Source organism: Streptomyces sp. NPDC046759, from assembly GCF_040645475.1.
Taxonomy (GTDB): Bacteria; Actinomycetota; Actinomycetes; order Streptomycetales; family Streptomycetaceae; genus Streptomyces.
On sequence record NZ_JBEYYJ010000045.1, the window covers coordinates 1 to 26,694 of the forward strand.

Below are 26,694 nucleotides of genomic sequence, written 5' to 3' on the forward strand. Positions count from 1 at the left end.
TCCTGCACCACCACCGCCGGCACCGGCCCACCGGCCGCCCACAACGCGGCCAGCACCTCACCCTCCAGCTCACCCCGCGCACGCCGCCGAGCCTCTCCCCGGCCGCCCTCACCGCCCGCCACCAGGCACCTCCCACACTCCCTCGGCCAGGCCCTCTCCGGCCGCTCAAGCTACTACGAGACGTAGAAAAACAGCACGTGCCGGCCTTCAGGGCGGCGCAGGCGCGGGACCGGCCGGGGCGCCTCGCGCGACCGGCCGGGCGGACCGGGTGGCCGGTCGTGGCGGGACTGGTGGGTACGGCGGCGTACGGCAGTGCGCCGATCCTGCTGTTCGCCCTGCACAACTGCGCCGGATCGGGCGGGTACGACGTCACCGTGCCGGATCTGCAGCCCGGCGGGCTGCTCCCGGCGGCGCTGCCGAGGGCCTCGGTCCCCGCCCAGGTCTCACGCCTGAAGCGCCCGTCTACGATCACCGCCATGGACTGGCTGGAGCGGATCGGGAAGCTGAGACAGTGGACCAGGAGCGGGACCCGCGCTCCGCACAAACCGCTGCTGCTCCTGTACGCCCTCGGCCGGTTCCAGGAGGACGCGGAGGGCGGTCTGCGGTACAGCACGGTGGAGCAGGACCTGCAGCTCCTGCTGACCGAGTACGGCCCGCCGCACAAGACGACGCCCGCCTACCCCTTCCACCACCTGGTCAGCGACGGGGTGTGGGAAGTACGCACCGATCGCGGGCCCGGCAGCCCGGGAAGCGGAGTGCGGGATCTTAGGGAGACGGGCGCAACCGGGATGCTCGCGCCGGACTTGAGAGCGGCCCTGCGCCGCGAGCCCCGACTCCTCGGCAGGATGGCTCGGCTCCTGCTCGACCTGCACTTCCCGCCCTCCCTCCACGGTGAGCTGTGCGAAGCGGTCGGACTGGAGCTGGAGCCGGCGGATGCGGTGCGGCTCTCGGCGGCACGCAGGCGGCGGGACCCGCGGATGCGGGAGCTGGTGCTGACGGCCTACGAGTACCAGTGCGCCTTCTGCGGTTACGACGGCAGGATCGGCTCCGTGCCGGTCGGGCTGGAGGCCGCGCACGTGCGCTGGTGGGCGTTCGGCGGTCCCGACGAGACCGAGAACGGGCTGTGCCTGTGCTCGCTGCACCACAAGCTCTTCGACAAGGGCGTCCTCGGGGTCGGGGACGATCACCGCGTCCTCGTCTCACAGCGCTTCGTCGGCCACAGCCCCGCCGCCCGCGAGCACGTCACAGCTCTCGCGGGCCGTCCACTCGTCGGACCCCAGCCCGGCGCGCGCCCGGTCGCGGCCGCTCACCGCGACTGGCACGCCCGCCAGGTCTTCCACGGCGAGCCCCGCCCCGCCACGGCAGCCTGACCGAGCCTGCCCGGACGGCATCGCCGCGCAGACGAACCCGGGGGGTTCTCGGCGTCGCCCCCGGAAACCACGCGTCAGTTCGTCGTGGCGGTGGTGTGGTGCGGCCGGTTGTGTATCAGAAGGGCCGAGGCGAGGGCCGCGCACAGGAACACGGCGGTGACGACGGTCATGCCGACGTGGACGCCGGAGGTGAAGGCGTCCCCCACCGCGGCCGTCACGCTCGGTGGGGCTGCCCGGTGACCTGCGCTGCCCGTGGAGACGGCGTGCTCCACGGCGGCCCAGGCCGCTCGGGGAACGTGGTGAGCGCCGAGCCGGGCCGGCAGTTGGGACTGGAGCCGGCCGGCGAGCAGTGCGCCGAGCAGGGCGGAGCCGGTGACGGATCCGATCTGGCGGAAGGCGTTGACGGCTCCGGAGGCCATGCCGGCGCGTTCGTGGGAGACGCTGACCAGGGCGGCGGCGGTGCTCGGCGCGGCCACCATCCCGGACGCGGCGCCGAAGAGCACGTACAGCCACCACACCCGGGCATAGGGGGTGGTCGGATCCAGGGTGGTGAATCCGGCGGTGGCCGCGGCTCCGACGAGGAAGCCCAGGGTCAGCGGGAGCTTGAAGCCGGTGCGGCGGATCAGGCGTCCGGTCGCGTAGGCGGCGATGACGTAGACGCCGAAGAAGGCCAGCAGCCGCCATCCCACGTCCAGGGCGGACAGATGCTGGACACGCTCGTAGAAGAGCACCGACAGGATGGCCACGCCGGTGAAGCCGAACAGGGAAACGGCCGCGGCGAACAGGACAGCGCTGAACGACGCCGACCGGAACAGGGTCATGTCCAGCATGGGCGTGCGCCCGGCGCGCTCGACGAGGACGAAACCGGTCAGGGCCGCGGCCGCGACGAACCAGACGATGAGGATCCGGGTGCTGGTGTAGCCGTCGTGTCCGCCCTCGATGAGGGCGTAGACCAGGGCCGCGATGCCCAGGACGGCCAGGATCTGGCCGGGGACGTCGAGCTTGCCGCCGGAGCCGCGCGATTCGGCGACGAAGACACCGGCGGCCATGGTGACCACGGCGAGGACGGCGGTCGACAGGAAGACCGTGTTCCAGTGGAAGTGGCCCAGCAGCGTGCCCGCGATCAGAGGGCCGGCGGCGAGTCCGATGCCGGAGGCGGCCGCCCAGGCGGTGACGACTTCGGTGCGCCGGTGGGGGTCGGGGAAAGCCGCTCCCAGGATGGCCAGGCTGTTGGGCAGGATGAGAGCGCCGCCGAGCCCGGAGACGAGCTGGCCGGCGATGACGCCTCCGGTCGAATCCGCGGCGTAGACGGTGAGCGACCCGATGATCATGACCGCGGCACCGACGAGGAAGGTGCGCCTGCGGCCGTAGAGGTTGCCGATGGTGCCGGCGGACATCACCAGACTGGCCACGAGCAGGGTGTACGCCGAGGGGATCCAGACCAGGCCGGTCGGGGAGACGTGCAGGTCGTCCTGGATGGCCGACAGCGCCGACACCGAGGCGGTGATCAGCAGGAAGGTCGTCATGGCGCCCAGGCACATCGCGACGAGCGTGATGGCGGCGGCGCGCCGGGAGGGCTGGTCCGGCGAGAGCCGGACACCGGTTTGCGGGTCGGTCGGCCTGAGCCGGCCCGGGGCAGCGGAAGGAATGGAAGTCATGGTGTCCTCGTCTCAGCCGAGCTGCGGGTAGAGGGCGGCGACGTCGCGGGCCTCCTCGGCGGCCGCGGCGACGGAGGCGGGGTCGGTGATGTCGAGACGTATCGCCTTCACGCCGGGCAGATCGATCCGGTCCGGTCGGCGGGCCGCCCCGTACACCGTGGCGCCGCGCGCGACCAGTTCCTGGGCCAGTGCCCTGCCCAGCCCGCGGTTGGCCCCGGTGACCAGGACGGTTGCTGTGCTGATGTCCATGATTCCTCTCTCAGGATGCACCCATCCCAGCTGACTTACGTTTGCAGAAGTTAGCTAGGACGTTATAACCTGACTACGCATGAGGCAAGTCAGGAGGGTTGAGGGATGAATGATCTGCTGACGGAACGGGACGCCTGGTCCATGGCCAACTGCTCCATCGCCCGCACCCTGGAGATCGCGGGCACCAGGACAGCGCTGCTGATCCTGCGCGAGGCGTTCTTCGGCACGCGCCGGTTCGACGACTTCGCCAAGCGCGTCGGCATCGGCGAACCCGCCGCCTCGGCGCGCCTGAAGGAACTGACCGCCGCCGGACTCCTGGAGCGCGTCCCCTACCAGGAGCCCGGCCAGCGCACCCGGCACGCCTACCAGCTGACCGAGAAGGGACGGGACTTCCTGCCCGTCCTCGTGGCGCTGCGGCAGTGGGGCGACACCTGGGCCTCGGACGAACAGGGACCCCCCGTGGTCGGACGCCACATCGGCTGCAGCGCCGCGGTGCACGCGGTGCTCCGCTGCGACGACGGCCACGACGTGCGGCCCGGGGACTCGTTCATCGACGCCGGCCCGGGTCTCATCCGCGTCGGGCCGGACAGCCCCTGAACCCGACGGCGGCCGAAGCACCCGGCAGGACGACTCCACCGGGTACGACCGCCGGCCGCTGCACCGCTCTCCGGCGAGGCACCCTCCGGCAGGGTGCCGGCCGCCCGCCTCCGCCCTCACCGACCCGCACACCGCACCGACCCGCACACCGCACTGCGCACCGCCCCACACCAGGCCTCCGAGGAGCCGCCCATATGTTCGAAATACCCGAGAAGTCCGGGACCACCGAAGCGACCGCCGCGGCTGGAGCCGTCGGCGTGGCTGGAGCCGGCGCGGCTGGAGGCGCCGACGCGACTGGAGCGGAGATGCCCAGGTCACGCGTATTCGGCTGGGAGGACCTCGCCATCACCGCCGGCGCCGTCCCTCGCCACAGCGGTCTCGACTTCCTCCGCGAGATCCTGGCCGGGCGCCTGCCCGCCCCGCCGATCGCCGCCACCCTGGGCTTCACCCTGGAGGAGGCCGAGCACGGCCGGGCGGTCTTCGTACTGGTGCCGGGCGAGGAGCACTACAACCCGATCGGCAGCGTCCACGGCGGCGTCTACGCCACGCTCCTCGACTCGGCCGCCGGCTGCGCGGTGCAGTCCGTGCTGCCCCGGGGCATGGGCTACACCTCGCTCGACCTGACCTTGAAATTCCTGCGCCCGATCACCGTCGACACCGGCAAGGTCCGCGCCATCGGCACCGTCCTCAACAGCGGCCGCCGCACCGCCCTCGCCCAGGCAGAGCTCCGCGACTCCGACGACCGGCTGCTGGCCCACGCCACCAGCAGCTGCATGCTCTTCCCGGTCCCGGCCCGCTGACCACCGTGCGCGGGCGCGCCGGGCCGTCGACCGGCCGGGAGCCCTCGCGGGCCGGCGCGGAGCCCTGAGGCAATGACCGCCCTACCGTTCTCCCACCTTTTGGCCAACGTGTGTCGATATCGTCGACCGATACCGGCCGATAAGCCACACTGAGCCGCGGAGGGGGGACAGGTGCGGCGGCCGTGCGCCGGCGTGCCATCCCGAAGTACGCACCGCCTTGGGGAAGGCGGTGTCGGGATCAGCAGGGGGACGCATGACGCAGTCGCTTCCGGGACAACGCCCTGCGCACGAGCGGGCGTCGACCGGGCGCGCGGGGCTTCCGGTCGTCGTGGTCGGGGCGGGCCCGTACGGCCTGTCGGTGGCCGCACATCTACGGGCGGCCGGGACACCGGTGCGCATCTTCGGTGAGGTCATGGGGAGTTGGCGGCACGCCATGGCGACCGGCATGTTCCTGAAATCGACCCCGGACGCGACCGACCTCTCCGCTCCGGAGCCCGGCGGCCGGCTCGCGGACTTCCGCCGTGTGCACGGTGAGCCGGAACTGACCGAGCTGACGCCGATCCCGTGCGACGTGTTCGTGCGGTACGGGATGTGGTTCCAGAAGCGCTACGTCGGCGAGGTGGACCCGAGCCGGGTGGTGGCCGTCGACCGGGTCCCGGCAGGGCGGGGTTTCCTCGTCCGGCTGGAGGGCGGGCAGGAACTGCCGGCCGCTGCCGTCGTGGTGGCCACCGGCCTGAACGGACTGGCCCACATACCCGGAGAACTGCGGCGACTCGCACCCGAGGGGCCCGGCCCGGCTTCCCTGGTGTCGCACTCCAGCCACCACACCGACCTGTCGCCGTACGCCGGTCGGCGTGTCGCCGTGATCGGCGGTGGCCAGTCCGCGCTGGAGAGCGCCGCGTTGCTGCACGAGGCCGGGGCCGAGGTCCAGGTCCTGGTCCGGGAACCCCGCGTGCTGTGGGGCATGAAGCCGGATCTGGCGCGGCCCTGGACGCAGCGCCTGGCCAGGCCGGCCTCCCCGCTGGGCGCGGGCTGGGTCCTGGCCGCGGTCTGCAAGGCCCCGCAAGCGGTGCGCCGGTGCCCCGCGGCCGCCCGCATGCTGCTGTTCCGCCGCGCCCTGGGGCCGTCGGGCGGATGGTGGCTGCGGGACCGGGTCGAGGGCATCGTGCCGGTGCGTACGTCCGTACGGCTCACCCGAGCCGAAGCGGAGGGAGCCGGGGTACGCCTGGTCCTCGCCGGGCCCGGCGGGTCCGGGACGACGCTCGCCGTCGATCACGTGCTCGCGGCCACCGGCTACCGGCTCGACCTGGACGCGGTCCCGTTCCTGTCCGGCGCGGTGCGCTCCGCCCTGGCCTGCGTCTCCGGCTCGAGGGCACCCCACCTGTCCGCATCGCTGGAGTCATCGGTGCCCGGCCTGTACTTCACCGGCTCGCTCGCCGCGCCCATGTTCGGCCCGATGATGCGGTTCGTGGCAGGAACGGAGTTCGCCGCCAGGCGCATCGCCCGGGAGGTGTCACGGACCCCGGCAACCCTCTGAGCAGCCGAGACCCACTCACGGCCCCCTTGGCATATCCCTGCATATCGAATGCCGATATCGGCTTCCGTAGGATGGTGTGGAGTTCCGATCATCCTCAGGGAGCGCGCGCGATGAGCAGACCGCCGGAGCCGGCCACGGTCCCGGACGAGCTGGAACGGCGGCTGGGCGTGCCGGACGCCGTGGTGATCGGGCTGGGGTCGATGATCGGCGCGGGGATCTTCGCCGCGCTCGCTCCCGCCGCGCACGCGGCCGGCTCCGGCCTTCTGGTCGGTCTCGCGGTGGCGGCCGTGGTGGCGTACTGCAACGCGACGTCCTCGGCGCGGCTCGCGGCCCGCTACCCGGCCTCCGGCGGCACCTACGTCTACGGCCGCGAGCGCCTCGGCGCGTTCTGGGGCTACCTCGCCGGGTGGGGGTTCGTCGTGGGCAAGACCGCCTCCTGCGCGGCGATGGCGCTCACCGTCGGCGCGTACGTCTGGCCCGGCCAGGCCCACGCGGTGGCGGTCGCGGCCGTCGTGGCACTGACCGCGGTGAACTACGCCGGTGTGCAGAAGGCGGCCCGGCTGACCCGTGTGATCGTCGCCGTGGTGCTCGCCGTGCTCGCCGCCGTGGTCGTCGCCGCCCTCACCTCCCCGGCGGCGGACGCGTCCCGGCTGGACGTCGGTGCGGACACCTCCTTCAGCGGGGTGCTGCAGGCCGCCGGCCTGCTGTTCTTCGCGTTCGCCGGATACGCGCGCATCGCCACCCTGGGCGAGGAGGTGCGCGACCCCGCGCGGACCATCCCACGGGCCGTTCCGCTCGCCCTGGGCATCACCCTGGTCGTGTACGCGGTGGTGGCCGTCTCCGCCTTGATGGTGCTGGGTCCGCACGGGCTGGCCGACGCCACCGCACCGCTGTCCGACCTGGTCCGGGCCGCGGGGCTGGGCGGGCTGGCGCCCGTCGTGCGGGTGGGGGCGGCGGTGGCGGCTCTCGGCTCGCTGCTCGCGCTGATCCTGGGGGTCTCCCGCACCACGCTGGCCATGGCCCGCGACCGGCACCTGCCGTACGTCCTGTCCGCCGTTCATCCCCGCTTCAAGGTGCCGCACCGCGCGGAGCTCCTGGTCGGCGCGGTCGTCGCGGTGCTGGCGGCAACGGTGGACGTGCGCGGCGCGATCGGCTTCTCGTCCTTCGGGGTGCTGGTCTACTACGCCGTGGCCAACGCCTCCGCCTGGACGCTGACGCCGCAGGAGAACCGGCCGCCCCGCGTCGTCCCTGCCGTCGGCCTGGTCGGCTGCCTGCTGCTGGCCTTCGCCCTGCCCGCGGCGTCCGTGGCATGGGGCGCGGCCGTACTGGTGCTGGGGGCCGCCGCGTACGGAGTACGGCATGCGGTGACGGCCCGTCAGGCTCCGTAGTCCCCTCACGCTGACCGCACGTCACGTCTCCCTGGGCATCTCGCGGACCGCGTCGGCGCCCCGGCCCGCAGGTTCACCGGCCGGGACACCGGGGTGGCGCCGCGGCTGCGTCAGTCCGCCCTCTGCGGGACGTTGACGCCGAGCACCTCACGGGCCAGTTCGGCCAGTGCCCTGCGGTCCTCGGCCAGCGCCTCGCGGCCGGCTTGCGTGGCCGTGTAGACGCGACGGGCACGGCCGTCGACGACTCGCTGTTCGGAGACCAGCAGGCCGTCGGCCTCCAGCCGGTGCAGGGTCGGATACAGCGTGCCGGGGCTGATCCGGTAGCCGTGGTGCGCCAGTTCCTCCGTCATCCACGCGCCGTGGATCTCCCGCTCGGCGGCGTGGTGCAGGATGTGCAGCCGTACCGCACCGCGCTGGAACTCACGCACCGTCCACCTCCACGCGCCCTTGACCGGCAGTGACGAGACCGATATCGGCGTTCGATTTTACGCGCCTCGGGAAAGCCGGCGTGCGACCGCGGCGATGCGGCCCGCTGCCGCGCCGCCTGGGGGCGTGTCCCTGCCGGCCGGAGCGGGTGCCGGTGCGGTGACCGGCTGCGGCTCCAGGGCGGCGGTGAGCGCGGCCGTTCCCTCGGGCAAGGCCGACCACACGCTGCGGATCGCGACCGGTCGCGTCGAGCCGGCGCCGGACACGATCGTCTCCACCACGACGGCTTCACCGCCGCCCAGCCCGGGGCTGTCCCTGTTCCACTGCCACCAGCAGCACCACATGGACTACGGGTTCATGATCCTGTTGCGCTGCTCCTGACACCCCTCCCAGCACCGGGTGGCTCCCGGGCGCACGGAACGTCCGGGGGTCCCAGGCGCTCCTACCCGTTGGGAACCGGCCGTGGGCGGTCTATCGTCGGAATTCTCAGGTCAGGACGAGGAGGACGGCCGGTGATGCCGCAGGACGAGGCCGTGGTCGGCTGCATGGGCAAGGTGCTCATCGGGACGCGGGGATCCGCGGGCCCCGGTGAGGTCCTGGTGCGGGTCAGGGGCGGGTCCGAGACCTTCCTGGCGTGGTCCGAGGATCCCCTGCCCGCGGGCGTCACGGTCCTCGTGATCGAATCACGGGGATGCCGCGAGGTCGGCGTCATCGAGTGGGTGGATCCATTGGACGCGCTCGGCGGAGAGGCCGCCGGCGCAGGCTGAGGAGTACAAGCATGTTCGGATACCGCGTTCCCGCTCCCGACGAGGCGATGTTGATCTCGGGGGGCAGGCGGGGACTGGGGGGCGCGCCGTTCCGAGTGGTGACGGGCCACGGCAAGTTCGTGGTGCCGTTCTTCCGCAAGACCCGCTTCCTCTCGCTCGCGATGTGCGAGTCCGAGGTCACCGAGACCTGTGTGACCAAGCAGGGCATCGCCCTGCACGTCCGCGCGGTCATCGCCTTCAAGGTCGGCAACGATCACGAGAGCATCATCAACGCGGGCCAGCGGTTCCTCTCCGACCAGGACCAGATGTCGGTGCTCACCGGCCGCATCTTCGCCGGCCACCTGCGGGCCATCATCGGCTCGATGACGGTCGAGGAGATCGTCACCGAGCGGCAGAAGCTCGCCGCCGAGGTGCTGGACACCTCCAAGATGGAGATGGCGAAGATCGGCCTGATCGTCGACTCGCTGCAGATCCAGTCCATCGACGACGGCGACACCGGCTACATCGACGCGATGTCCGCCCCGCACAAGGCGGCCATCCAGCGGCAGGCCCAGATCGCCCAGGCACAGGCCACCCAGGCCGCGGTCGAGGCGGAGCAGGAGGCGGCCCGCAAGCAGGCCGAGTACGCCCGGCAGACCGCCGTCGTCAAGGCCGAGTACTCGGCCGAGGTGGACCGGGCCCAGGCGCAGGCCGCACAGGCCGGACCGCTGGCGCAGGCCCACGCCCAGCAGGAGGTGCTGGCCGCCCAGACCGAGCTGGCCGAGCGCCAGGCCCGCTTGCGCCAGCAGCAGCTGGTGGCCGAAGTCGTCAGGCCCGCCGAGGCCGAGGCCGAGCGGGTCAGGATCCTCGCCGCCGCGGAGGCCCAGCGCATGAAGATCCAGGCGGAGGCCGCGGCGTCGTACGACCGGGTCGCGCTGGACCGGATGCTGATCGACCAGCTCCCGCAGATCGTGAAGGAGGCCGCCGGCGGCCTGTCCGGCGCCAACGTCAACGTCCTGAACGGCGCGGACGGCCTCGGCGAGATCGCCGCCGGCCTGGTGTCCCAGGGTCTGACCATCCTCGACTCGGTCCGGCAGAACCTGGGCGGCCAGGACAAGGACGCCCACCAGGGTGGTCAGGGCGACAGGGGCAACGGCAACGCCCTGCTCCAGCTGCGCTCGGGCAAGAACCGCAAGTCGGACGACGGTCCGGTGGACGTCGACTAGTGCTGTGACCTGGAAGGTTTGCCGCCGCGCCGGTGACCGGCCATTGCTGGTCGCAGCACTAGCGGCGGCCCGTCCCGCGGCCGTCGGCGTGGACGCTCGTGAAGTGCCGGTCGCTGCCTGGGCTTTCCAGCTCGTCCAGTACGGCGGCCGCGAGGCTCCCCGGCGCTGATGCGGGACCGCCCGTCGGCGTCGAGGAGCAGGATGCCGGTGCCGCGCCGGTAGGGGCCGGTGCGTGCGCCGGCTTCCGGCCGGGCCGGCGGGCTCAGGCAGACCCGGTCGGCACCGGCGTGGGCCCGGCAGGTCCGCGGCTGGACGAGGCCGCGGCCGCCACGGCCCGCCACTCGGCGGGGACGTGCGCGGGGTCGTCGCGACCGGCAGTTCCGGGTCGCCGGGGCTGCGCGGGGCGCCGGCGCCGCCGACCACGAGGACGCGGCTGCCGAGCCCCGAGGCGACGTCCAGCACGGCACGCGTGGCTCCGAGCAGGAGCCCTCGTCTACGGGCAGGGTGCGTACGGCCAGGGGCGACGGCGTCCGCGGGGCCGTACGCGAGGAAGCCGGCGAGTGCCGCGCGCACGGCGGCCGGATCGGCCGCGTCCACGGCGACCGGCGTCACGCCGGGATCCTCACTCGCGAGGCTGCGGGACAGCGCCGGCACGCGGTCTTTGCGCGTGCTCGCCTCGCGCACCACCCGGACGTTCCCGCGGCGCAGGGTGGGCGGAGCGGGCGTCAGCGCAGGGGGGTCGTCCGCCGTGCGGCGTTCGCCAGCTGCAGCAACTCCTCGACCGGCCACTGGTCGTACGCGTGCTCGCCGTACTTCGCGGCGAGCACGCTGCCGTCCGCGGCGATCAGGAAATCGGCGGGCAGGCCGGTGCGTCCGCCGTGCGGCCGGGTGGCGGGTCCGTGTTCCCGCCCGCACAGCATCGCCCAGCTGCTGCGCAGCACCGCCCGGACGATCGGCCCCCACACGCGGGGGTCCAGCAGCGCCCGGGGTGCGGCCTCCACGCCGAACTCGGCGTACAGCCGCTTGTCCGGATCGGCCACGACGGCGAAGGGCAGGTCCGTCACGTGCCGGCGCAGCTCCTCGGCGGGCGAGTGGAAGACGACGACCTCGCGGATGCCGGCCGCCTCGATCTCCGTGTGCCGCAGTACGACCGACCGCAGATGCAGGTTGCAGACCGGGCAGCCCGCGAAGCGGCGGAACTGCAGATGGACCAGCCGGCCCGGGTCGGGCACGGGGACCGGCGGGCCGAGGACGGGGGTGAGTTCGCGGGGGCCGACCTGTGAGCCGGGGGCGAGGGGTCGCCGGGGTGTGTGCGGGGACATCGACATCTGCCTTCCTCGTGGGCGAAGGACGTAGGCGTACGTCGTACACCTACGAGGGTAAGCGTATGCCGTACGCTGTCAAGCGCCATGCCCCGACCCCGCTCCCTCACCTCGGACCGGCTCGCCTCGGCCGCGCTCGCCGTCCTCGACCGCGACGGTCTCGCCGGGCTGTCCATGCGTACGGTCGCCAAGGAACTCGGCATGAGCACGATGGCGCTCTACCGGTACGTGGCCGACCGCGAGGAACTCGAGCTGCTGATCGTGGAATTCGCGCTCGGAACGATCGACACGGGGACCCCGCCGGCGGACCTGCCGTGGCGCGAGCGCGTCGAGATCATGGTGCGGCGGCTGCGGGACACCCTGGGTGCGCATCCGTCCGTGATCCCGCTGTCGGTCGCCCACCGGCACCACTCGCGCGCCGTGCTGCGCTGGTCGGAGACGGTGCTCGGCGTCCTCACGGGCGCGGGGTTCGAGGGCGAGCGCCGCGTCGTGGCCCTGCGCGCACTGGTCGCGTACGTCAACGGCGCCCTGCAACTGGAGCACCTCGGCTCCCTCTCGGGCACGGGCACGCAGGCCATCTCCGCGCTGGCCCCCGAGGAGTTCCCACTCATGGCGGAGACCGCACGGCACGCCCAAGGCGTAGAGGTGGACCGGGAGTTCTTCGACGGCCTCACGGCACTGCTGCACGGCCTGGACACCTGACGCCCGCCAAGACCACGCACCCGGCCCACCGGCGTCGACGCCAGTCACCGGAGCACCGCCACGGCAGCCGTCCCGCGAGGTCACGGCGACCAGCCCCGCGGCGCCACGACGGAGGGGTCACCAGCTTCACGACGACCACTCCTGCGGCGTCACGACACTCGGGGGGCACACCACGACACGCAGCCCCGAGGTGCCACGGCGGGCCGGCCCGGCGGCGCCACTGCACCCAGCCCGCCGGCGTCACGGCGGGCTGGGTCGCGACGCCGCGGCTCGGGCAAGGGGGGGGACGGCGGCCGGGCGGTCCGTGCGGGGGCGGTCAGTCCCGTTGGAGCCGGTCCGCCAGGCCGGCCGCCTCGAACGCCTTCACCACGTCGTCGCGGGTCTCGGTGAAGTGGGCCCAACTGTCGCAGTGGGCCGGGACCACCCGGCGGGCGGCGAGGAGCCGGGCGGCGGTGGCCGCCCCCTCGCCGTCGAGGACGAGGAGGGCGTCGTCGAGGACGGGCATCCGGGGCGCGCCCGCGAAGAGGACGGCGGTGTCGACGGGGGCGTACCGGTCGGCGATCTCCTGGACCAGGTCCAGCGAGGCGTTGTCGCCGCTGATGTAGACGCAGGGCAGGTCGGCGGAGGTCAGCAGGAAGCCCGTGACCTCGCCGACGAGCGGCTCGGAGCCCTCGGGGCCGTGCAGGGCCGGCGCAGCGGTCACGGTGACGGTGCCGCCGTCGGGGCGCGACAGATCGACCGACTGCCAGGGGGTGAGGGGCTCGGTGGTGCCGCCGAGCCGGGCGGCCGCTGCCGGCGTGGTGAGGGTGCGGGGGGTGGCGGCGAGCAGGGCCCGGCCGGAGTGGTCGAGGTTGTCGGCGTGCTGGTCGTGCGAGAGCAGGACGACATCCACGGGTCCCAGTTCGGCGGCGCTCGTGCGGGGTGGGGCCGTCTTGGTGAGCGTGCGTCCGCTGGGCGACGGGTAGTCACCGGGGCCGTCGAAGGTGGGGTCGGTGAGAAAGCGGAGTCCGCCGTACTCGACGAGGACGGTGGGGCCGCCGAGGACGCGGACGGGGATCAGCTCACCGGAATCGGCGGAACGGTCGGCCATGGCGCTACCTCACCTCACGGACAGGAGAACGGTCATCCGTGAGAAACGTAGCCCGCCCTCACGGATGCCGGCAAGCCGTACCATGAGAACCGTGAACCCGGTGAGCCCCGTCGAGCAGAACGCCGAGCCGGCCCTGCCGCCCGCGCCCGGCACCGCGCAGCACCTCGCCCTCGACCTCGCCAACAGCGCGATCGTCCTGCCCGGCGGACAGCGGGAGGACCTGCTCGGCACGCCCGCCGCCGCCCAGCGCTGGCTGGTGGAACGCGGGCTCGCTCCGGCCGGCGCCGACCTGCGGGAGACGTGCGCGAGCCGGCTGCGGTCGCTGCGCGAGCGGATCCGCCCCCTCTTCGCATCCCGCGTCCAGGGCGCCCCCGCCCCCGCCGACGCGCTGGCCGCCGTCAACGAGGCCCTCACCCTCGCCCCGGCGGCGTCCCTGCTGCACTGGTCGCCCGAGCGGGGCCTGTACCGCTCGACGGCGCACCCCACCACCCAGATCGTCGAGCACGCCCTGGCCGCCCTCGCCGCCGACGCCGCCGACCTGCTCACCGGCCCCGACGCCGACCGCCTCACCGCCTGCGGCTCGGCCCCCTGCAACCGCTATCTGCTCCGGCACGGCCGCCGTCACTGGTGCTCCACCCGCTGCGGCGACCGGGCCCGCGCGGCCCGCGCCTACGCCCGCCGCACGGGGCGGGGCGAGCAGGCCTGAGCACGGCACTCCGGCCGGCCCCGGCCAGGACACCGCGGCCTGCGTGTGCGTCGCCGCTCGGCGCGGGGTGTCACACTCTCCCGTCGGACCCTCTACGCACCGGCCGGCCGCCCGCGCGCCGCGCACGGCTGCGTTCAGGTCCTCGGCCATCATGGAGCGCGCACGCCGCCCCCCGGCCGACCCTACGTACTGTAGGTTCCCAACCGCCAGCGGCCGTACGGCTGTTCATTCGTCTGCTCATCGGGGGACCCATGCACGAAACGGAAGCGGAGGCCGGCGGGGAGATCTGTGTGCGCAGTCTGGCGCCCACGCTGACCCTGCTGTTCGTCAGTCTGTTCATCGCCGCCGTCGGCGTGTACGAGCTGTGCGGGTTCGGGCTGCACAGCCTCGACCGGCGCCCGCACCTGTTCAGCGACGGCCTGGCCACCGGCGGCGTGATCGTCGCCGTGGTCGCGGCCGGCGCGGCCGTGGGTAACCTGGCGTGGCATCTGGTGACGGCCCGGCGTGACAGAGGAAGGGCCGGGTAAGAGGCCGGGCACGGGAAGGACCGGGTAAGAGCCGATAGCGGTACTCTCCTCTCCCGAAGCGCACCCGGCCGCGCACCCTACAGCCTGTAGGGTCAGGGTTGCTCCGACCGGGGCAATACCGTCCCCCTCTCCCAAGGTGACCAGTCACCATGCCCGCTCAGCAGCAGCAGACCCTGACCTCCGCCGCGGTCCCCGCACAGCGCGGCCCGCGCCGCGCGTCGCGCCTGCTCCAGCCCGGCCCCCGCCTACGCGCGCGGGCGGCATCGGCCACCGTGTGGTACCTGCGGCTGATCGCCGTCTTCAACATCATCGCGGTCATGTCGCTGCCGTTCCGCAAAGAGGTGCAGGAACACAACGACGGCAAGCTGTTCACCGCCCGCCACGTGCACGCGCACACGCACCACGCCGGCCAGTTCTTCACCCCGTACCTGGCCACCGCGGGCCTGGTCTCGGCCGCGGCGGCGATCTTCCTGGCGCTGGTGATGCGGCGCGGGAAGCGGGCCGCGTGGGTGGTGAACATGCTCCTCGCCGGCCCCCTGTTCGCGCTCTACGTCCTCGCCCTGACCCAGCACCCGTTCCGCGACCACGCCTTCAACTGGGTCTCCACCGCCCTCACCGGCCTCTTCGTGGTCGCGCTGCTGGTCGGCCGCCGGGAGTTCAACGCCATCGGCGACCCCTCCAACCCGAAGCTGGCGCTGGCCGTCGGCGTCGGCGGCGTCCTGGTGACCGGCGGCCTCGGCACGCTGCTGGTGCACGCCACCAACAAGCTGACCCACGCGCCGCTGGCCGAAGAGCTCGCCTACACCCTGCTGCGCGGCATCAGCGTCGGCCCGCTCGCCGACCGGGTCGACTCCGTGCACGCCCCCCGCTGGGTCGACATCATCATCAACGTGCTGCTCGCCGCCGCGTTCTGCCTGGTCCTGTACGCCTGCTTCCGCTCCCCGCGCGGCCGCCGGCTGCTGACCACCGAGGACGAGGAGCAGCTGCGCGCGCTGCTCGCCAAGCACGGCGCCCGGGACTCCCTCGGCTACTTCGCGCTGCGCCGCGACAAGGCCGCCATCTTCTCCCCCACCGGCAAGGCGGCCGTCACCTACCGCGTCGTCGGCGCCGTCTCCCTCGCCTCCGGCGACCCGATCGGCGACCCCGAGGCCTGGCCCGGCGCCATCGACGCCTGGCTCACCGAGGCCCGCCGGCACGCCTGGACCCCGGCCGTCATGGGCGCGAGCGAGGAGGCCGGCACGATCTACGCCCGGCACGGCCTGGACGCCCTGGAACTCGGCGACGAGGCGATCGTCGACATCGCCGACTTCACCCTCGAGGGCCGCGCCATGCGCGTGGTCCGCCAGGCCCACAACCGGGTCAAGCGGGCCGGTTACACCGTCCGCATCCGCCGCCACGAGGACATCCCCGCCGACGAGATGGCGCTCCTGATGGAGCGCGCCGACCACTGGCGCGACGGCGCCACCGAACGCGGCTTCTCGATGGCCCTCGGCCGCCTCGGCGACCCGGCGGACGGCCGCTGCGTGATGCTGGAATGCCGCGACGCGAACGACGAGCCGCGCGCCCTGCTCAGCTTCGTCCCCTGGGGCGAGCACGGGCTCTCCCTGGACCTGATGCGCCGCGACCGCGACTGCGAGAACGGCCTGATGGAGTACATGGTCGTGGAACTCCTCCTGCGCGGGAAGGAGCTGGACATCCGGCGGGTGTCGCTGAACTTCGCGATGTTCCGCTCGGTCTTCGAGCGCGGCGCCCGCCTGGGCGCGGGCCCCGTCCTGCGCCTCTGGCGCTCCACCCTCACCTTCTTCTCACGTTGGTGGCAGATCGAGTCCCTCTACCGGGCCAACGCCAAGTACCGCCCCGTCTGGGAACCGCGTTTCCTGCTCTTCGCCAAGAGCAGCGACATCCCGAGGATCGGGCTGGCCAGCGCCCGGGCGGAGGGCTTCCTCACGCTGCCGGGCATGGGCGACCGGCAGTCGTAGGAACGTCGCCCACGGCCCACGGCGGAGGCGGCCCCGGTACGGCTGCCCACCCGCCCGCGGCGGAGGCGGCCCCGGTACGGCTCTCACTCGCCCGCGGCGCTCAGCCGCCCACGGTGAAACCGATCACCGCTCCGCCGCCCTCGCGCCGGGAGGCGAACGGCGCTCCGCCGTGTGCCATGGCGACCTCCCGGACGATGGACAGCCCGAGGCCCGATCCCGGCAGGGACCGCGCGTCCGCCGCCCGGTAGAAGCGGTCGAAGATGCGGATGAGGTCGCCCTCGGCGATACCGGGCCCCCGGTCCAGCACCTCCACCCGCACGGGTCCCGTCCGTGCGGGTCCGGTGATGCCGACCTCGATCGGCGCCTTCCCGCCCCGGTCGAACTTGACCGCGTTCTCCACCAGGTTGGACATGGCCCGCTGCAGCATCCCGGGCCGCCCGTCGGTCGTCGTGTCACCGCTGCAGCGCAAGACGATCTCGCGTCCGCTGCGGCGCTTGGCGAGCCCCACGACCTCCTCGGCGATGTCGGCGAGGTCGACCCGCTGCGGCGGCTCGGTGTCGGACTGCCCCGCGGCGAGGTCGACCAGCTCGTTGACGAGGTCGGTGAGCTCCCGCGCCTCCTGGGTGAGGTCGGCGACCAGCTCGTCCCGCGTGGCGGGGGGCAGTTCGTCGATCCGCCGCAGCAGCGAGATGTTCGTGCGCAGCGAGGTCAGCGGCGTACGCAGTTCGTGCCCGGCGTCCTGCACCAGCCGCCGCTGGTCCTCCTCGGACTGCGCGAGCCGGCCCAGCATCCGGTCGAAGGCACGGCCGAGGCGCCCCACCTCGTCCAGCCCGGCCACCGGCACCTCGATGCCCAGCCGGCGGGTGCGGGCCACGTCCTCCGCGGCGGAGGTCAGGACGACCAGGCGCCGGGTGATCCGGCGGGCCAGCCACCATCCGAACAGCCCGGCCGCCACCACGACGGCCGCCATCAGGATCAGCGTGCGCTGCTGCAGCGTCCGCAGCAGGTCCTCGGTGTCGCTGAACTCCTGCGCGACCTGGACCGCGCCCCGCCCGTCGCCGAGCGAGACGGTGGCGATGCGGAACAGGTCCGTGTCCACCAGTACGTCCTTGTGCTCGACGACCCTCCCGGCCGTCACCGCGAGCGCCATGGCCTTGTCACGGGAGGTGACGGGCAGGCTCGGGTTGCCGTGGTCCACGATCTGGCCCTGGGCGCCCAGCACCTGCACATCGGTGCGGGCCGGCCGGACCAGGTCGTGCCCGGGGCGGGAGGAGGAGAAGTCCTCGGGGACCATCTCGTGCTGCCGTACCTCGCCCTGGACATCCTGTACGACCTGCGTGAACACCGACTGCTGGTCGACGCGGACCAGCCGCGCCGCGCTGCCGTACGACACGATGCCGACGAGGATGGTGACGGCGGCCGTGACCGCCGCGAAGGAGACCGCGAAGGTGGTGCGGAGGGAGACCAGCTTGGGCCGGCCCGGGGCCAGCAGCCGCCGCAGGCGGCCCACCTAGTCCTCCCTGAGCACGTAACCCACGCCACGCACGGTGTGGATCAGTTGGGGGGCGCCGGGCTCGTCGAGCTTGCGGCGCAGGTAGCCGACGTACACGGCGAGGTTCTTCGATCCGGGCCCGAAGTCGTAGCCCCAGATCCGGTCGTAGATCGTCGAGTGGTCCAGCACGATGCCCGCGTTGCGCACGAGCAGTTCCAGCAGCTCGAACTCGGTGCGGGTCAGCTCCAGCTCGCGCTTGCCGCGCCAGGCCCGGCGGGCCTGCAGGTCCATGCGGATACCGGCGGCCTCGACCTGCCGGTCGGAGAGCTGGATGTCCCGGCCGCCGTTGTCGCCGCCCGCGCCGGCGCCGGCGGGCACCGGGCTGGTGCGGCGGAGCAGGGCGCGCAGCCGGGCGAAGACCTCCTCGACGTCGAACGGCTTGACCACGTAGTCGTCGGCGCCGGCGTCCAGCCCGGCGATGCGGTCCGCGGTCTCCACGAGGGCGGTGAGCATGAGGATCGGCGTGCGGTCGCCTTCGGCGCGCAGCACCCGGCAGACCTGGAGCCCGTCGATCCCCGGCATCATCACGTCGAGCAGGAGGACGTCCGGCGGCGTCTTGTGGGCCTGTGCCAGCGCCTCGACGCCGTCGGCCACCGCCGTCACGTCGTACCCTTCCAGCGTCAGGGCACGCTCCAGGGCATGACGGATGGCGCGATCGTCTTCAGCGAGCAGCACAGTCTGGGGCACGAACCCAGTTTGCCAAGGCCTCGGGCGGTTCGGCCTGGGCGATCGGACCTACGATCACCCTTTTTACCGCCCTCTCACCGTCACACGGGCAACCGGAGGCCGGGCCCTACCGTCTTTTCACCTTGCCTCGGTGCCGAGCCCGGCGAGCTGTTCCTCGAACGGTACGACCGACAGCGTGGCCCCCTGACCAGGGCTTACCGCGCGCAGCCCCGTCATCAGCCCGGCCAGCTCCCCCGCCGCCCGCTCGATCCGCCCGGGCAGCCCTTCCTCGCCCCAGTCCTCCGACGCGGCGTACACGCCCGTCGGCACGACCACGGCCCGCAGATGGACGAAGAGCGGCCGCAGGGCGTGCTCCAGCACCAGCGAGTGCCGGGCCGTACCGCCGGTGGCCGCGATCAGCACCGGCTTGCCCACCAGCGCGTCCTTGTCGAGCACGTCGAAGAACGACTTGAACAGCCCGCTGTACGACGCGCTGAACACGGGTGTCACGACGATCAGCCCCTCGGCCCCCGCCACCGCGTCCTGGGCGGCGGCGAGGCCCTTGCCGGGGAACCCGTTGGTGAAGTTGTGCGCGATCTCCACGGCGAGCTCCCGCAGCTCGACCACCTGGAGGTCGACGGGTGTCCGCCGGTCCACCGCCGCGGCCAGCCGGTCGGCCAGCAGCCGGGTGGACGACGGGACGCTCAGTCCCGCCGAGACGACGACGAGCTTCATGCCGCGGTCTCCTTCTCCACGTCCTGCTGTACGTCCTGCTGAGTGGCCTTCCGCGCTGCGGCGAGCAGGGACCGGTGGGTCGGCGCCTCCGGCACGTCGGCGGGACGCCCGTTCGCGAACTCCTTGCGCAGCACGGGTACGACTTCCTCGCCGAGCATGTCGATCTGCTCCAGCACGGTCTTCAGCGGCAGCCCGGCGTGGTCCACCAGGAACAGCTGCCGCTGGTAGTCGCCGGCGTACTCGCGGAAGGTCAGCGTCTTCTCGATGACCTGCTCCGGAGTGCCCACGGTCAGCGGCGTCTGGTCGGTGAAGTCCTCCAGGGAGGGTCCGTGGCCGTAGACCGGCGCGTTGTCGAAGTACGGCCGGAACTCGCGCACCGCGTCCTGCGAGTTCTTCCGCATGAACACCTGGCCGCCCAGGCCGACGATCGCCTGCTCGGGCGTGCCGTGCCCGTAGTGGGCATACCGGCTCCGGTACAGCTCGACCATCCGCTTGGTGTGGTCGGCCGGCCAGAAGATGTTGTTGTGGAAGAAGCCGTCGCCGTAGTAGGCCGCCTGCTCGGCGATCTCGGGCGAGCGGATGGAGCCGTGCCAGACGAACGGCGGGACGCCGTCCAGCGGGCGCGGGGTGGAGGTGAAGCCCTGCAGCGCGGTGCGGAACCTGCCCTCCCAGTCGACGACGTCCTCGCGCCACAGCCGGCGCAGCAGGGCGTAGTTCTCGATGGCGAGGTTGATGCCCTGCCGGATGTCCTGGCCGAACCAGGGGTAGACCGGTCCGGTGTTGCCGCGGCCCATCATCAGGTCGACGCGCCCGTCGGCCAGGTGCTGCAGCATCGCGAAGTCCTCCGCGATCTTCACCGGGTCGTTGGTGGTGATCAGCGTGGTGGAGGTGGAGAGGATCAGCTTCTCCGTCCTGGCCGCCACATAGCCGAGCATGGTCGTCGGGGACGACGGCACGAACGGCGGGTTGTGGTGCTCGCCGGTGGCGAAGACGTCGAGGCCGACCTCCTCGGCCTTGAGCGCGATGGCGACCATGGCCTTGATCCGCTCGCGCTCGGCCGGCGTACGCCCCGTGGTGGGGTCCGGCGTGACGTCGCCGACCGTGAAGATCCCGAACTGCATGGTCACTCACCCTCCAGGTTGTTTATCATTCAACTATAGCCGTCGAACGGTTCCCCGCCCCTGGATATTCCGGAGCACGCGGCTGCCCCTCAGGGCACCAGCACCAGCCGCCCGCGCACCCCGCCCTCCGCGAACCGCGCATGGGCCTCGACCGCCTCCTCCAGCGCGTACGCCTCCGCCACCCGCAGCGTCAGCACCCCCTCGTCCACCAGCCGGACCAGCTCCGCCAGCTGCCCGCCGTCGGCCCGCACCCACACGTTCTCCATGCGCACCCCCCGGTCCCCCTGCGGCAGCACCCCGTCGCGGACCGCGGCGAACACTCCCCCGTCCCGCACCCAGCCCAGCGCCGGCGCCCCGAGCACCGCGGCATCCAGCACCGCGTCCACGCTCCCCGCCCCGACCCCCTCGGCCGTGAAGTGCGCGGCGCCCAGGGAGCGCACCAGCTCCTCGTCACCCGCCCGGGCGTGCCCGGTCACCTCGATCCCCCGGTGCGCCGCCAGCTGCACCGCGAACCCGCCGACCGCACCCGCGGCCCCGGTCACCAGCAGCCTGCCGCCGGGCGCGAGGTCCAGCAGGTCCAGGGCCTGCAGCGCGGTCAGCCCGTTCAGCGGCAGGGTCCCGGCGTGCACGGCGTCCACCGAGACGGGCGCCGCCGCCACCGCATCCGCGTCCACCACGACGTACTCGGCGTGCGCGCCCAACGGATCCGCCACACCCGGCACCAGCGCCACCACCGGATCCCCGACCCGCCAGGCGGCGGGCGCGCCCACCGCGTCCACGGTCCCCGCCACGTCCCAGCCGAGCCCCAGAGTCCTGCCGGCCCCGCCGAAGACACCGACGCGCACGCCCACGTCCACCGGGTTCAGCGCACCCGCGGCCACCTTGATCCGCACCTGTCGCGCCCCGGGCTCCGGCACCGGAACCTCGGCGATCTCCACGACCTCCGGACCGCCGAACGACTTCACGACCACAGCACGCATGACAACTCCCCTGAAAAGCACGGCATTTGATGGCTTTCGCGGCACCTGTCCGGCCGCACCACCAACCGTAGGAGAGCTACTATCCAATGGTAAGTAGTTACCTGAGAGTGCGTAGCTGACCCCGAGGAGAGGGCCCATGGCGACCACGACCGCCGCCCAGCGCCGCGAACAGGCCCGCGCCGACTACGACGCCTTCCTGCGCGCGTGCCCCACCAACCAGCTCCTCGGCAGGCTCAGCGACAAATGGGTCAGCCTCGTCGTCGCCGCCCTGGCGGCCGGCCCCAAGCGCTACAGCGACCTCGGCCGCAAGGTCGCAGGTGTCAGCCCCAAGATGCTCACCCAGACGCTGCGCACCCTCGAACGCGACGGCATCGTCAGCCGCACCGTCACCCCCTCCGTCCCGGTCCGCGTCGACTACGCGCTCACCCCGCTCGGCACCAGCCTCGCCGGCCTGCTGACCGCCGTGAAGGACTGGGCCGAGACCCACTTCGAAGAGGTACGCGCGGCCCGCGAGCGCTACGACTCGAAGAACCCGGACTGACCGTCCGCCACTCGGCGCCGGCTCGAAGGCCGGGACGGCCTCGGACCGGGGCGCCCCCCGACAGGTGACAAGCTGCTGCCCATGACGATCCTCCGCTCCGCAGCCCTGTTCGTCGTCGCCGCCGTCTTCGAGATCGGCGGCGCCTGGCTGATCTGGCAGGGCGTGCGCGAGCACCGCGGCTGGCTGTGGATCGCCGGCGGAGTCCTGGCGCTCGGCGCGTACGGCTTCGTCGCCACCTTCCAGCCGGACGCCCACTTCGGCCGCATCCTCGCCGCCTACGGCGGGATCTTCGTGGCCGGCTCCCTGCTGTGGGGTGCGATCGCCGACGGCTACCGCCCCGACCGCTGGGACATCACCGGGGCGCTGATCTGCCTCGCCGGAATGGCCGTGATCATGTGGGCGCCGAGGAACGGCGCATGAGCCTCACTTAGGCTGGACGCGGACCGTCACCACCAGCCCGTGAGGAGCAACCCATGGCCCCCGCCTCCCGGATCGCCGTCGTCACCGGTGCGAGCAGCGGCATCGGCGCCGCCACGGCACGGCAGCTCGCGGAGGCCGGCTACCGCGTCGTCCTCACCGCCCGCCGCAAGGACCGCATCGAGGCACTCGCGCAGGAGCTGACCCGGGCGGGCCACTCGGCGGTGGCCTACCAGCTGGACGTGACCGACCGCGCGGCGGTCGACGAGTTCGCCACGGCCTTCCAGACCATCGGTGTCCTGGTCAACAACGCGGGCGGCGCCCTCGGCGCGGACCCGGTGGCCACCGGCGACCCGGCGGACTGGCGCACGATGTACGAGACGAACGTCATCGGCACCCTCAACCTCACGCAGGCCCTGCTGCCCCAGCTGGTCGCGAGCGGCGACGGCGTGGTGGTCGTCGTCTCCTCCACCGCGGGCCACGGCACGTACGAAGGCGGCGCGGGTTATGCCGCCGCCAAGCACGGCGCGCACGTCCTCGCCGAGACACTCCGCCTGGAGATCGTCGGCCGGCCGGTCCGCGTCATCGAGATCGCCCCCGGCATGGTGAAGACGGAGGAGTTCGCCCTGACCCGCTTCGCCGGCGACGAGGCCAGGGCGGCGAAGGTCTACGAGGGCGTGGCCGAACCCCTCACCGCGGACGACGTGGCCGAGACGATCACCTGGGCGGTCACCCGCCCCAGCCACGTCAACGTGGACCTCCTGGTCCTCCGCCCCCGCGCCCAGGCCTCCAACACCAAGGTCCACCGGGAGCCGTGATGCCGGAGCCGTCCCCCGAGAGCGCCGATTCCCTCGACTCCCTCGAAAAATCCCTGGAACAACGCCGCCTGGCCCAGGAAGCCAAGGACGAACGCAAGGTCTGGTACTTCCTGGGCTACTTCCTCTTCGGCATCCACATCGTGGCGTTCGTGATGATCTACGCCGTGCGACACGGCCACTGACCGTGGGTCAGCCCTTCACACAGACGACCTGCTTCAGCTTCGCCACGACCTCGACCAGATCCCGCTGCTGGTCGATGACCTGGTCGATGGACTTGTAGGCGCCCGGGATCTCGTCCACGACGCCGGAGTCCTTGCGGCACTCCACGCCCCGGGTCTGTTCCTCCAGGTCCTTGGTGGAGAACCGGCGCTTGGCCGCGTTCCGGCTCATCCGCCGACCCGCGCCGTGCGAGGCCGAGTTGAAGGCCTTCTCGTTCCCGAGACCCTTCACGATGTACGACCCCGTACCCATGGAACCCGGGATGATCCCGTACTCGCCGGAGCCGGCCCGGATCGCTCCCTTCCGGGTGACGAGCAGGTCCATGCCCTCGTACCGCTCCTCGGCGACATAGTTGTGGTGACAGGAGATCTCCGGCTCGAAGGTCGGCTTGGCCTTCTTGAACTCCTTGCGGATCACGTCCTTCAGGAGCGCCATCATGAGCGTGCGGTTGTGCTTGGCGTACTCCTGCGCCCAGAACAGGTCGTTGCGGTAGGCGGCCATCTGCGGGGTGTCCGCGACGAACACCGCGAGATCACGGTCGACCAGGCCCTGGTTGTGCGGGAGCTTCTGGGCCACGCCGATGTGGTGCTCGGCGAGTTCCTTGCCGATGTTGCGGGAACCGGAGTGCAGCATGAGCCACACGGAACCGGTCGTATCCGTGCAGACCTCGACAAAGTGATTACCGCTTCCGAGTGTTCCCATCTGCTTCGAGGCGCGCTCCTGGCGGAATTTGACCGATTCGGCCACTCCGTCGAACCGCCCCCAGAAGTCGTCCCACCCGGCGGTCGCCAGCCCGTGGAAGTCCCCGGGCCCCACGGGATGATCATGCATCCCCCGCCCCACCGGAATCGCCTGCTCGATCCGCGACCGCAGCCGCGACAGATCTCCCGGCAGGTCGTTCGCCGTCAGCGAGGTCCGCACCGCCGACATGCCGCACCCGATGTCCACCCCGACCGCCGCCGGGCACACCGCGCCCCGCATGGCGATCACCGAGCCGACCGTCGCGCCCTTGCCGTAGTGCACGTCCGGCATCACGGCCAGGCCCTTGATCCACGGCAGGGTCGCCACGTTCTGGAGCTGACGCAAAGCCACGTCCTCGACCGCCGCGGGGTCGGTCCACATCCGGATCGGGACCTTCGCGCCCGGCATCTCCACGTACGACATGATTTCCCCAATCCCCCGAAAACAACAAGAAGGCATACAAGAGGCTTATAAACGGCAACACGGAAAAGAGGCGCCAGGGTTGATACAAACGGACAAGGGACCGGCGGCCACAGCAGCGCGTGCGATACACATTGTGTCCAGGGGGCGCCCCGCTGCGGCAAGCGAATAACCAGCGGGGACACTGGAGCAACCAAGCGAGCGCACACCCGGAAGGAGCCCGACCGTGCAGCGGAAGGCGTACGTAACCGGCACCGCAGCCCTTCTCGCGGCGCTGCTGGCCGGCTGCACGAGCGGCTCGGGGAGCGACAGTTCGACGGACGACGCCAATCCCGGGGCCGCCGGCACGGCCACCGCCGTCGCTCAGCCGGGCAAGTACCGCACACTTCCCGAACCCTGTCGCGCGCTCGGGCACGACACCCTCGACTCGATGCTGCCCGGCATCAAGCAGATCACCGACCCCGGCCAGCGGGACAAGGCCTATCAGGGCCAGGCGGCGCTCACTTACGACACCGATCGCAAGGTCGGCTGCCACTGGAAGGTGGAGTCCACGGATGCCACCGACCGTCTCTCGGTGGACTTCGAGCGGGTGGTGTCGTACGACAACACGGTCAGCGACGACGACCAGGCGGAGAAGCTGTTCCAGGGCAAGGAGGCGGCCGCCGACCTTCCGCAGCCGAGCAGTTCCCCGGTGTCGAGCGGGACGACGGTGCCGACGCCCACGTCGTCGCCCTCGTCGTCGCCCTCGTCCGCGTCCGCGTCCGCGTCCGCGAGCAGTGGCGCGCCTGCCGCCTCGAGCAGTGGCGCGGGGTCACTCTCGGGCTCGGCTTCCCCGTCCTCCGACTCCACCGCGGCGGATCTGCAGCCGCGAGTGCTGTCCGGTCTCGGTGACGAGGCGTATCTGGACGACCAGCTCGGTTCGTCGGGTTCGACGGCCGAGCAGCGGACGGTGACTGTGGTGTTCCGCACGTCCAACGTCGTCGTCACCATCGAGTACGAGGAGCAGCCGACGGCCATGGGAACGGTCCCCGACAGCAAGGAAATGCAGGACAGGGCCCGTGATCTGGCCTCTCAACTGGACGACACACTGGGCGGTTGACGGCGTCCGGAGGCACCGGCGCCGCCGCGCGCAAAGCTCTCGAACGGAAACCGCACAGCTCCTTCACCGCGTACCGTGGCCCCGCAGGAACCCGACCACCGAGCGTCACGAGTGAAGGAACCATGCAGCGAGCAGCCCAGCGAGACGACCGTGCCCGTCGAGAGATGCGTGGCAAGCGCCTGAGCCGTGTTCTTGTCTGCGCGGCAGCCGTGCCGGCAGTGTTGATCACGGCCGGCTGTTCGTCGGGCTCTGGCGATTCCAAGGGCAAGGGCGCCGACAGCAGCGCGCAGCAGTCCGCGGCGGGGAGCACACAGCCCTCGGGGAGTGCGTCTGCGACGGTGCAGGCGGCCGCGTACACGAAGCTTCCCGATGCCTGTGCGGTGCTGTCGAAGGGCACCCTGTCGGATCTGGTACCGAAGGGCACGTCGGGCAAGAAGGGCAGTTCGGACGATCCGGCGTCGCGTGCCTCGTGCTCCTGGAGCAGCCTGGACAACAACGGGGTGAAGGGCTCGCAGTTCCGCTGGCTGAACGTGTCTCTGCTGCGGTTCGACTCGGACACCACGCGCGGCTCCGGTGACGCGCAGGCGCACACCTTCTTCGGCCGGCAGGTCAAGGACGCCGGGTCGGTGGACGGCGCGAAGAACACCAAGGAGATCCCGCTGTCGGGTACGGGCGCGGAGGCGACGGCCGTGCGGTACGACCTGAAGAAGAAGGAGGGTCTCTTCAAGCAGCAGACGGTGGTCGCGCGGGTCGAGAACGTGGTGGTGACGCTCGACTTCAACGGCGCGGGTCTGGCCGGTGAGAAGACGCCGGACGCCGACGACCTGACGAAGTCGGCGGAGAAGGCGATCAAGGAGGCGGTGGCGGCGGTGTCGTCCGCCAATGGTGGTTCTTCGGCGGGTTCGGGGGCGAAGGCTCCGGCTTCGCCGTCGCAGTCGGCGCCGAAGTCGTCGTCCTCCGCGTCCCCGTCGAAGTCTCCGTCCAAGTCGGCCTCTTCCAGCGCTTCTCCGTCCAAGTCGGCCGCCGGGAAGGGCTGAGCTGAGACCGGAACCCCCGACCGGT

The 26,694-nt window shown here is 72.2% G+C and carries 28 protein-coding genes and 1 pseudogene; 18 read left to right on the forward strand and 11 right to left on the reverse strand.

From position 1 onward, the window contains the following. The first annotated feature begins 476 nt into the window (after positions 1–476). Positions 477–1,370 carry a phosphorothioated DNA-binding restriction endonuclease gene (locus ABZ919_RS38315; protein ID WP_361258061.1) on the forward strand — a complete coding sequence of 298 codons (894 nt, stop codon included), beginning with the start codon at positions 477–479 and terminating at the stop codon, positions 1,368–1,370. 74 nt (positions 1,371–1,444) lie between these two features. On the opposite strand, the gene ABZ919_RS38320 is transcribed toward ABZ919_RS38315, so the two are convergent. Beyond that, complete coding sequence (locus ABZ919_RS38320; protein ID WP_361257917.1) at positions 1,445–3,028, reverse strand: MFS transporter; 1,584 nt, start codon at positions 3,026–3,028, stop codon at positions 1,445–1,447. 39 nt (positions 3,029–3,067) lie between these two features. After that, positions 3,068–3,277: pseudogene (locus ABZ919_RS38325) on the reverse strand (SDR family NAD(P)-dependent oxidoreductase); the annotation flags it as partial. Positions 3,278–3,382: 105 nt separating this feature from the next. Between ABZ919_RS38325 and ABZ919_RS38330 the strand changes: the two are divergent. The 4 genes from ABZ919_RS38330 (at position 3,383) to ABZ919_RS38345 (ending at position 7,599) form a co-directional block, all read left to right on the forward strand. Then, a complete protein-coding gene (locus ABZ919_RS38330; protein ID WP_361257920.1) occupies positions 3,383–3,874 on the forward strand; it encodes a helix-turn-helix domain-containing protein in 492 nt (163 codons plus the stop codon). A 305-nt stretch (positions 3,875–4,179) separates the two neighbouring features. Next, a complete protein-coding gene (locus ABZ919_RS38335) occupies positions 4,180–4,674 on the forward strand; it encodes a PaaI family thioesterase (protein WP_361258064.1) in 495 nt (164 codons plus the stop codon). Positions 4,675–4,927: 253 nt separating this feature from the next. Continuing rightward, positions 4,928–6,211, forward strand: coding sequence for an FAD-dependent oxidoreductase (locus ABZ919_RS38340; protein ID WP_361257922.1), 1,284 nt, complete (start codon positions 4,928–4,930; stop codon positions 6,209–6,211). Between the two features lie 110 nt (positions 6,212–6,321). Continuing rightward, the gene (locus ABZ919_RS38345; protein WP_361257925.1) at positions 6,322–7,599 is read left to right on the forward strand and encodes an APC family permease; all 1,278 of its coding nucleotides are present in this window, start codon (positions 6,322–6,324) and stop codon (positions 7,597–7,599) included. Between the two features lie 110 nt (positions 7,600–7,709). On the opposite strand, the gene ABZ919_RS38350 is transcribed toward ABZ919_RS38345, so the two are convergent. Then, positions 7,710–8,027, reverse strand: coding sequence for a PadR family transcriptional regulator (locus ABZ919_RS38350; protein WP_361257927.1), 318 nt, complete (start codon positions 8,025–8,027; stop codon positions 7,710–7,712). 124 nt (positions 8,028–8,151) lie between these two features. Here ABZ919_RS38350 and ABZ919_RS38355 point away from each other — a divergent pair, with 124 nt between their 5' ends. From ABZ919_RS38355 to ABZ919_RS38365, 3 genes are all read left to right on the forward strand, one after another. Then, complete coding sequence (locus tag ABZ919_RS38355) at positions 8,152–8,406, forward strand: hypothetical protein (protein ID WP_361257930.1); 255 nt, start codon at positions 8,152–8,154, stop codon at positions 8,404–8,406. 134 nt (positions 8,407–8,540) lie between these two features. Continuing rightward, on the forward strand, positions 8,541–8,792 hold the full coding sequence (locus tag ABZ919_RS38360; RefSeq protein ID WP_361257933.1) for a hypothetical protein: 252 nt from the start codon (positions 8,541–8,543) through the stop codon (positions 8,790–8,792). Between the two features lie 11 nt (positions 8,793–8,803). Further along, positions 8,804–9,997 (forward strand): SPFH domain-containing protein, encoded by a 1,194-nt coding sequence (locus ABZ919_RS38365; protein ID WP_361257936.1) that lies wholly within the window; start codon positions 8,804–8,806, stop codon positions 9,995–9,997. Between the two features lie 725 nt (positions 9,998–10,722). On the opposite strand, the gene ABZ919_RS38370 is transcribed toward ABZ919_RS38365, so the two are convergent. Continuing rightward, positions 10,723–11,325 (reverse strand): peroxiredoxin-like family protein, encoded by a 603-nt coding sequence (locus tag ABZ919_RS38370; protein ID WP_361257939.1) that lies wholly within the window; start codon positions 11,323–11,325, stop codon positions 10,723–10,725. Between the two features lie 81 nt (positions 11,326–11,406). Here ABZ919_RS38370 and ABZ919_RS38375 point away from each other — a divergent pair, with 81 nt between their 5' ends. Beyond that, positions 11,407–12,021, forward strand: coding sequence for a TetR/AcrR family transcriptional regulator (locus ABZ919_RS38375; RefSeq protein ID WP_361257941.1), 615 nt, complete (start codon positions 11,407–11,409; stop codon positions 12,019–12,021). 316 nt (positions 12,022–12,337) lie between these two features. On the opposite strand, the gene ABZ919_RS38380 is transcribed toward ABZ919_RS38375, so the two are convergent. Continuing rightward, the gene (locus ABZ919_RS38380; RefSeq protein WP_361257944.1) at positions 12,338–13,111 is read right to left on the reverse strand and encodes an MBL fold metallo-hydrolase; all 774 of its coding nucleotides are present in this window, start codon (positions 13,109–13,111) and stop codon (positions 12,338–12,340) included. 91 nt (positions 13,112–13,202) lie between these two features. On the opposite strand from ABZ919_RS38380, the gene ABZ919_RS38385 reads away from it, so the two are divergent. From ABZ919_RS38385 to ABZ919_RS38395, 3 genes are all read left to right on the forward strand, one after another. Further along, on the forward strand, positions 13,203–13,817 hold the full coding sequence (locus ABZ919_RS38385) for an ABATE domain-containing protein (RefSeq protein WP_361257947.1): 615 nt from the start codon (positions 13,203–13,205) through the stop codon (positions 13,815–13,817). 251 nt (positions 13,818–14,068) lie between these two features. Continuing rightward, positions 14,069–14,344, forward strand: a complete 276-nt coding sequence (locus tag ABZ919_RS38390) for a hypothetical protein (RefSeq protein ID WP_361257950.1) — start codon at positions 14,069–14,071, stop codon at positions 14,342–14,344. 149 nt (positions 14,345–14,493) lie between these two features. After that, entirely contained in the window at positions 14,494–16,323 is a 1,830-nt protein-coding gene (locus tag ABZ919_RS38395; RefSeq protein WP_361257953.1) for a phosphatidylglycerol lysyltransferase domain-containing protein, read from the forward strand. A gap of 100 nt (positions 16,324–16,423) precedes the next feature. Here ABZ919_RS38395 and ABZ919_RS38400 read toward each other — a convergent pair whose 3' ends face one another. The 5 genes from ABZ919_RS38400 to ABZ919_RS38420 form a co-directional block, all read right to left on the reverse strand. Continuing rightward, complete coding sequence (locus ABZ919_RS38400) at positions 16,424–17,833, reverse strand: HAMP domain-containing sensor histidine kinase (RefSeq protein WP_361257956.1); 1,410 nt, start codon at positions 17,831–17,833, stop codon at positions 16,424–16,426. Beyond that, positions 17,834–18,562, reverse strand: a complete 729-nt coding sequence (locus ABZ919_RS38405) for a response regulator transcription factor (protein WP_361257959.1) — start codon at positions 18,560–18,562, stop codon at positions 17,834–17,836. A gap of 117 nt (positions 18,563–18,679) precedes the next feature. After that, positions 18,680–19,276, reverse strand: a complete 597-nt coding sequence (locus ABZ919_RS38410; RefSeq protein ID WP_361257962.1) for an FMN reductase — start codon at positions 19,274–19,276, stop codon at positions 18,680–18,682. Next, entirely contained in the window at positions 19,273–20,397 is a 1,125-nt protein-coding gene (locus ABZ919_RS38415) for an LLM class flavin-dependent oxidoreductase (RefSeq protein ID WP_361257965.1), read from the reverse strand. The genes ABZ919_RS38410 and ABZ919_RS38415 overlap by 4 nt, the downstream gene beginning before the upstream one ends. An 89-nt stretch (positions 20,398–20,486) precedes the next feature. Next, a complete protein-coding gene (locus ABZ919_RS38420) occupies positions 20,487–21,377 on the reverse strand; it encodes a zinc-binding dehydrogenase (RefSeq protein ID WP_361257968.1) in 891 nt (296 codons plus the stop codon). A 136-nt stretch (positions 21,378–21,513) separates the two neighbouring features. On the opposite strand from ABZ919_RS38420, the gene ABZ919_RS38425 reads away from it, so the two are divergent. From ABZ919_RS38425 to ABZ919_RS38440, 4 genes are all read left to right on the forward strand, one after another. Further along, positions 21,514–21,918, forward strand: a complete 405-nt coding sequence (locus ABZ919_RS38425; RefSeq protein ID WP_361257970.1) for a helix-turn-helix domain-containing protein — start codon at positions 21,514–21,516, stop codon at positions 21,916–21,918. Positions 21,919–21,999: 81 nt separating this feature from the next. Beyond that, positions 22,000–22,338, forward strand: coding sequence for a YnfA family protein (locus ABZ919_RS38430; protein ID WP_361257973.1), 339 nt, complete (start codon positions 22,000–22,002; stop codon positions 22,336–22,338). Between the two features lie 53 nt (positions 22,339–22,391). Continuing rightward, positions 22,392–23,153, forward strand: coding sequence for an SDR family NAD(P)-dependent oxidoreductase (locus ABZ919_RS38435; RefSeq protein ID WP_361257975.1), 762 nt, complete (start codon positions 22,392–22,394; stop codon positions 23,151–23,153). Beyond that, positions 23,153–23,335, forward strand: coding sequence for a hypothetical protein (locus ABZ919_RS38440; protein ID WP_361257978.1), 183 nt, complete (start codon positions 23,153–23,155; stop codon positions 23,333–23,335). The genes ABZ919_RS38435 and ABZ919_RS38440 overlap by 1 nt, the downstream gene beginning before the upstream one ends. A gap of 7 nt (positions 23,336–23,342) precedes the next feature. Here ABZ919_RS38440 and ABZ919_RS38445 read toward each other — a convergent pair whose 3' ends face one another. Further along, positions 23,343–24,536 carry an RtcB family protein gene (locus ABZ919_RS38445; RefSeq protein WP_361257981.1) on the reverse strand — a complete coding sequence of 398 codons (1,194 nt, stop codon included), beginning with the start codon at positions 24,534–24,536 and terminating at the stop codon, positions 23,343–23,345. Between the two features lie 223 nt (positions 24,537–24,759). Between ABZ919_RS38445 and ABZ919_RS38450 the strand changes: the two genes are divergently transcribed. Both ABZ919_RS38450 and ABZ919_RS38455 read left to right on the forward strand, forming a co-directional pair. Further along, positions 24,760–25,632, forward strand: a complete 873-nt coding sequence (locus tag ABZ919_RS38450) for a DUF3558 domain-containing protein (protein ID WP_361257984.1) — start codon at positions 24,760–24,762, stop codon at positions 25,630–25,632. A gap of 164 nt (positions 25,633–25,796) precedes the next feature. Next, positions 25,797–26,669 carry a DUF3558 domain-containing protein gene (locus tag ABZ919_RS38455; protein WP_361258067.1) on the forward strand — a complete coding sequence of 291 codons (873 nt, stop codon included), beginning with the start codon at positions 25,797–25,799 and terminating at the stop codon, positions 26,667–26,669. Positions 26,670–26,694: the final 25 nt, after the last annotated feature.

Coding starts and splice junctions, on each gene's coding strand:
- ABZ919_RS38390 (WP_361257950.1), top strand. CDS start 14,069: ATGCACGAAACGGAAGCGGAGGCCGGCGGGGAGATCTGTGTGCGCAGT.
- ABZ919_RS38430 (WP_361257973.1), top strand. CDS start 22,000: ATGACGATCCTCCGCTCCGCAGCCCTGTTCGTCGTCGCCGCCGTCTTC.
- ABZ919_RS38345 (WP_361257925.1), top strand. CDS start 6,322: ATGAGCAGACCGCCGGAGCCGGCCACGGTCCCGGACGAGCTGGAACGG.
- ABZ919_RS38380 (WP_361257944.1), bottom strand. CDS start 13,111: ATGGCCGACCGTTCCGCCGATTCCGGTGAGCTGATCCCCGTCCGCGTC.
- ABZ919_RS38375 (WP_361257941.1), top strand. CDS start 11,407: ATGCCCCGACCCCGCTCCCTCACCTCGGACCGGCTCGCCTCGGCCGCG.
- ABZ919_RS38315 (WP_361258061.1), top strand. CDS start 477: ATGGACTGGCTGGAGCGGATCGGGAAGCTGAGACAGTGGACCAGGAGC.
- ABZ919_RS38335 (WP_361258064.1), top strand. CDS start 4,180: ATGCCCAGGTCACGCGTATTCGGCTGGGAGGACCTCGCCATCACCGCC.
- ABZ919_RS38425 (WP_361257970.1), top strand. CDS start 21,514: ATGGCGACCACGACCGCCGCCCAGCGCCGCGAACAGGCCCGCGCCGAC.
- ABZ919_RS38340 (WP_361257922.1), top strand. CDS start 4,928: ATGACGCAGTCGCTTCCGGGACAACGCCCTGCGCACGAGCGGGCGTCG.
- ABZ919_RS38445 (WP_361257981.1), bottom strand. CDS start 24,536: ATGTCGTACGTGGAGATGCCGGGCGCGAAGGTCCCGATCCGGATGTGG.
- ABZ919_RS38395 (WP_361257953.1), top strand. CDS start 14,494: ATGCCCGCTCAGCAGCAGCAGACCCTGACCTCCGCCGCGGTCCCCGCA.
- ABZ919_RS38420 (WP_361257968.1), bottom strand. CDS start 21,377: ATGCGTGCTGTGGTCGTGAAGTCGTTCGGCGGTCCGGAGGTCGTGGAG.
- ABZ919_RS38370 (WP_361257939.1), bottom strand. CDS start 11,325: ATGTCGATGTCCCCGCACACACCCCGGCGACCCCTCGCCCCCGGCTCA.
- ABZ919_RS38415 (WP_361257965.1), bottom strand. CDS start 20,397: ATGCAGTTCGGGATCTTCACGGTCGGCGACGTCACGCCGGACCCCACC.
- ABZ919_RS38360 (WP_361257933.1), top strand. CDS start 8,541: ATGCCGCAGGACGAGGCCGTGGTCGGCTGCATGGGCAAGGTGCTCATC.
- ABZ919_RS38455 (WP_361258067.1), top strand. CDS start 25,797: ATGCGTGGCAAGCGCCTGAGCCGTGTTCTTGTCTGCGCGGCAGCCGTG.
- ABZ919_RS38320 (WP_361257917.1), bottom strand. CDS start 3,028: ATGACTTCCATTCCTTCCGCTGCCCCGGGCCGGCTCAGGCCGACCGAC.
- ABZ919_RS38435 (WP_361257975.1), top strand. CDS start 22,392: ATGGCCCCCGCCTCCCGGATCGCCGTCGTCACCGGTGCGAGCAGCGGC.
- ABZ919_RS38365 (WP_361257936.1), top strand. CDS start 8,804: ATGTTCGGATACCGCGTTCCCGCTCCCGACGAGGCGATGTTGATCTCG.
- ABZ919_RS38330 (WP_361257920.1), top strand. CDS start 3,383: ATGAATGATCTGCTGACGGAACGGGACGCCTGGTCCATGGCCAACTGC.
- ABZ919_RS38410 (WP_361257962.1), bottom strand. CDS start 19,276: ATGAAGCTCGTCGTCGTCTCGGCGGGACTGAGCGTCCCGTCGTCCACC.
- ABZ919_RS38440 (WP_361257978.1), top strand. CDS start 23,153: ATGCCGGAGCCGTCCCCCGAGAGCGCCGATTCCCTCGACTCCCTCGAA.